Origin of the sequence: Microcoleus sp. SVA1B4 (assembly GCF_036700545.1) — a bacterium.
Lineage (GTDB): Bacteria > Cyanobacteriota > Cyanobacteriia > Cyanobacteriales > Microcoleaceae > Microcoleus.
Genome location: NZ_JAUBPB010000139.1, coordinates 1 through 3,890 on the forward strand (window position 1 = coordinate 1; position 3,890 = coordinate 3,890).

A 3,890-nucleotide genomic window follows, 5' to 3' on the forward strand; every position below is an offset into this window, starting at 1 on the left:
ATGTGTCCTATTTTATAACACTTTTTTTACTCTGCTTACTTTTTTTCTCTGCTACCCCTACTTATTGAGCGGATACGTAAATTCCATGTGGAATCACTTTCCCACAGCCTAAACTCCAAAAATCATGGTAAGACAGTAATGACAGGTTCGGTTGTATAAAGAGTACCGGGACGATACAAATTCCCTAAAACTTCTTTCTTTTTGGTATCAAAACTAATAATGGGATTACCTGCTTCTCTATACTGTGTGTCGAGCCTAGCAATATTTTCAAATTGAGAATTACGATTTTTATTAGTTCCTATCGTTTGCTTTTTTTGTGCTTTTCGCTTGACATATCCATGCTTTTTTAAGAGTTTACTTGTTAGAGGAAGACTGACAACAAATCCGGCAGAGCTCAGTCCCAAAGCTATTTCTTTATGCGTCAAATTAGTCCATTTAATTAACTCATTCATGGGGTCTCCCGCTGTCTGAAATTTTAAGACTTCTAAAAAGGCTTCATCAATGCCGATCTGAGTAGATAAAATACTTTTTCTTCCTCCTCCTTTTTTTCTGATTCTTAAATTATCGATAGTCGTTTCATCCATTTTTTCTAAATCTTTAATTCCCTGAACAATAGTATTTCGACTGCAGCCGAAAAGTTGCATTATATAGCTAATTCCACCCCATCCCAGTTTTTGGGCTTCTATCGCTGCATACCTTCTTTTATCCTTTTCTGATAAAGAGTTATAAAGTTTCTTCATTTCTGACTCAAGTGAACTAGAATAAAACATAGATTTAAAGGTAAGGTAGGGTGGTAAAATAGAAAAATCAGAAAGCAAGTTTCTCTCACTTTTGGTGAAAATTGCGATCGAGGGCTGTTTTTCATTATATCCGAAAATACATCAAGTTATTTATTTTTTATTCCTTAATTAAAAAATAAATGGATCAACGTTTAATTGACCGCACCGTAGAAATTGCCAAACAAAAAGGTGGATTTGGCTCATCTCAACTTAAAGCAGCCTTAGATTCTTCCCCGTTATGGGGAGCGGGTAAAGTCGAAGATACATATAGCAATCCTAAATCATTATCAAGACTATGATACAATTATATGCAATACTTGATTGTGACCATAAAAAAATGAATAACGTACAACTGCAAGAAAAAGATATGGAAAAAGAAATAGCCCAATTAGAAGATTTCATTAAAAGCGATATCGATGCAAGAGAACTAAAACGAGCAATAGCTGTAAGGATGGCGCTTTCAGGTAATATCTACCATGAAATCAGCAAAATATTAGGTGTAAGTAAATTTTTTATTGGTTATTGGAAAAAACAATTTAAAACCAAAGGCATCGCCGGAATCAAACTAGGACATAAAGGATCAAAAGGGTATTTAACAGCTCGAAAAAATACTGAAGTAATCGAGTGGTTAAAGAATAAAGAATATTGGAATTTAGATGAGTTGGTTACTTATTTAGCTCAAGAGTTTGGTGTGATGTATAAATCAAAACAGAGTTACTATGAACTTTTCGACCGGGCGAAAATAAGTTGGAAAAAAACTCAAAAAGCTAATCCTAAATTTGATAAAGAACTGGTAACAAAAAAGACGGAAGAGATTAACGATATTTTATTTAAAAACAAGGCTGGTATAGAGTCTGGGGAAATAATAGTATTGTTTTTAGATGAATGTCATCTACTTCATGGTGATCTAACTGGTTATGTTTGGGGTCAATCTAAAATCAGAATAGAAGTCCCAATTACCAATGAAAAAGATAGACAAACTTATTTTGGCGCCCTCAATTATCAAAGCAAAGAATTCCATATTCAGAGCCATCCATCTGGTGATGGAGAATCCACAGTTAAATTCATAAAATACTTGCAAAATAAATATAAAAATCGCAAAGTTATCTTGATTTGGGATGGAGCTAGTTATCATAAATATGGAGAATTTAGAGACTTTTTATTAGAACTAAATGGTGACAAAGAACCTGAGAATTGGTCAATTACTTGTATTTTATTTGCTCCCAATGCTCCCCAACAGAATCCCGTTGAAGATATTTGGCTACAAGCTAAAAACTTTTTAAGAAAGTATTGGTATTTATGTAGATATTTTAAGATTGTCAAGTTTTTGTTTGAGTTTTTTACTAACGAACATAAATTTGATTTCCCCAAAATACGTCAATATACTTACACAAAGAAAATCATTTAGGATTGATCTAGATAGAGAAAATCATTTAGGATTGCTATATAATCTATTGGGTCATGCTTTGCGTAAGGCAGTGAGTGTGATAGCTGCTGTGCAGGGGCGGGAGCCGGCAGAAATTGCCTCGGAAGCCGGTGCACCCATCCTCAATAGTTCCAGTTTAAAAACGGCCTTAGATTTAAACTGGGATAATCCAGTAGAGCGTCAAAATGCACTATCCATTATCCTAAATAGCTTAGCTTCTGTAGAAGAATGGATGCAAAGCCAGTCTAATTGTGATGAGTTTGAAGCGGCTCAAGATACTTTGTAAGTAGATATGCGGGAAAAAACCAATCTATGTAACAAAACATTAAGTTGCCTGATTGGAGTTAAACTTAAGACGTTGCGTGGTGTAATTTCCCCTTTGTCCTCTAGCTTCTACTCCATGAATTACGGCGTAGGCGAGTTCTAACTCATCATCAAACATTTGTCCTGCCAACTCATCTTTCTTAATGTGTTGCCACTCCAATTCAATGGGGTTCATTTCCGAACAATACTTGGGTAAAAAGAAGATATATAAACCTTGCTTTTCCCAATGCGGCCATAACTCTTGGACTTCTTTGCATCGGTGTATTGGGCCGTTGTCTTGTACAATTACTCTCGGTCGTCCAATTTCAGCAGCTTCCTGGGCTTCTCGCTCCATCATTTTGATATAAGCTTTTCGATCAACACCCCCAATTACTAAACCATAAATAAAACTGATTCCCTGTTGAAGAAGTCCGATAATACTTAGTCTACGACCACGCCGTTTCGTTTGTTCTAACCGTTTTTGCTCACCTATTTGGTAATAAGTATACCCTGGTTCACTCCACGCACAAAAACCTGATTCATCTAAATACTTTAAGTCAATTCCTCCCGCTGCTGCCTCTAATTGCAACATATCTAAGTCAGATTGCTTCGTTTCTTGTACTAGGGGGTCTTGTTTTCCTTTGTGACTTTTTCTGGCTCGTTTCCAAATAAACCTTTTTTTTTTAGTATCCTTCTTAATCGATCGGCACTTAGTTTGACAGAACGTTCTTTTTCTAATTTCTGGACTAATTGAAGACTGTTATATGTACGTGATTCGTTTTTGAGGCATTCTTTTAAAAACTCTATATCTTCCTCTTTCCACGTTGGCTTTGCCCCTCGACCAGGCAACTCCCAAAGCCCTTCCATGCCTAGATTCGACCATTTATGTAAAACCTCTCTCACTGTTTGTGGAGTCCAGTTAAAATGAGCAGCTATTTTTTCAACGTACCAGCCATGTGCATTTAATCTAATTACTTCTGCTCTATCTTTGACTTTTTGTGGTACAGCAGCAGTTCTCAGTTGTAAGAGAGTTTTGTCTTGCTGTTGAGTCAGGAATACCCTTAATCTAGCGCCCATATATTTAGTTACCTCAGTAGATATATTCTCTTTGTTTACTTATCTTAACATAGTTCGGTTTTTTTGCGCCGACCTACTTATATTGCCCGAGTCATTGAATCCCAAAATGTGACTTTAGACTCTCAAGGAGTTCCTAATCTGGCTAAAGGGGTGGCCGCATATCGTCGCATTTCTATTGAGGACGCCGATATGCGGCATGGGCGTAAAAGCCGGTCTAAAAAAATAGATGGATATAAACGCCACATCCTCAAAGATTTAGAGAGTGGTGTAGTTTGCGCCGTGGCATTGACTCGCGCAAATACTCC

The 3,890-nt window shown here is 36.5% G+C and carries 5 protein-coding genes and 1 pseudogene; 4 read left to right on the forward strand and 2 right to left on the reverse strand.

Annotated elements, in window-relative coordinates:
- Positions 1-122: 122 nt before the first annotated feature.
- Positions 123-740 carry an ISAzo13-like element transposase-related protein gene (locus tag QT987_RS29450; RefSeq protein WP_333247003.1) on the reverse strand — a complete coding sequence of 206 codons (618 nt, stop codon included), beginning with the start codon at positions 738-740 and terminating at the stop codon, positions 123-125.
- Between the two features lie 179 nt (positions 741-919).
- On the opposite strand from QT987_RS29450, the gene QT987_RS29455 reads away from it, so the two are divergent.
- From QT987_RS29455 to QT987_RS29465, 3 genes are read left to right on the forward strand one after another with little or no spacing between them, the layout of a single operon-like run.
- Entirely contained in the window at positions 920-1,078 is a 159-nt protein-coding gene (locus QT987_RS29455) for a hypothetical protein (protein WP_333247011.1), read from the forward strand.
- A gap of 38 nt (positions 1,079-1,116) precedes the next feature.
- On the forward strand, positions 1,117-2,187 hold the full coding sequence (locus tag QT987_RS29460; protein ID WP_333247005.1) for an IS630 family transposase: 1,071 nt from the start codon (positions 1,117-1,119) through the stop codon (positions 2,185-2,187).
- A 31-nt stretch (positions 2,188-2,218) separates the two neighbouring features.
- Positions 2,219-2,491, forward strand: a complete 273-nt coding sequence (locus tag QT987_RS29465; protein ID WP_333247007.1) for a hypothetical protein — start codon at positions 2,219-2,221, stop codon at positions 2,489-2,491.
- A 39-nt stretch (positions 2,492-2,530) separates the two neighbouring features.
- On the opposite strand, the gene QT987_RS29470 is transcribed toward QT987_RS29465, so the two are convergent.
- Positions 2,531-3,585, reverse strand: a protein-coding gene (locus QT987_RS29470) for an IS630 family transposase (protein ID WP_333247009.1) whose coding sequence is annotated in 2 segments (ribosomal slippage) — positions 2,531-3,190 and positions 3,193-3,585 — 1,053 coding nt in all. Because the reading frame shifts where the segments join, the coding sequence is not laid out codon by codon here.
- 108 nt (positions 3,586-3,693) lie between these two features.
- On the opposite strand from QT987_RS29470, the pseudogene QT987_RS29475 reads away from it, so the two are divergent.
- A pseudogene (locus QT987_RS29475) lies at positions 3,694-3,890 on the forward strand (IS5/IS1182 family transposase); the annotation flags it as partial.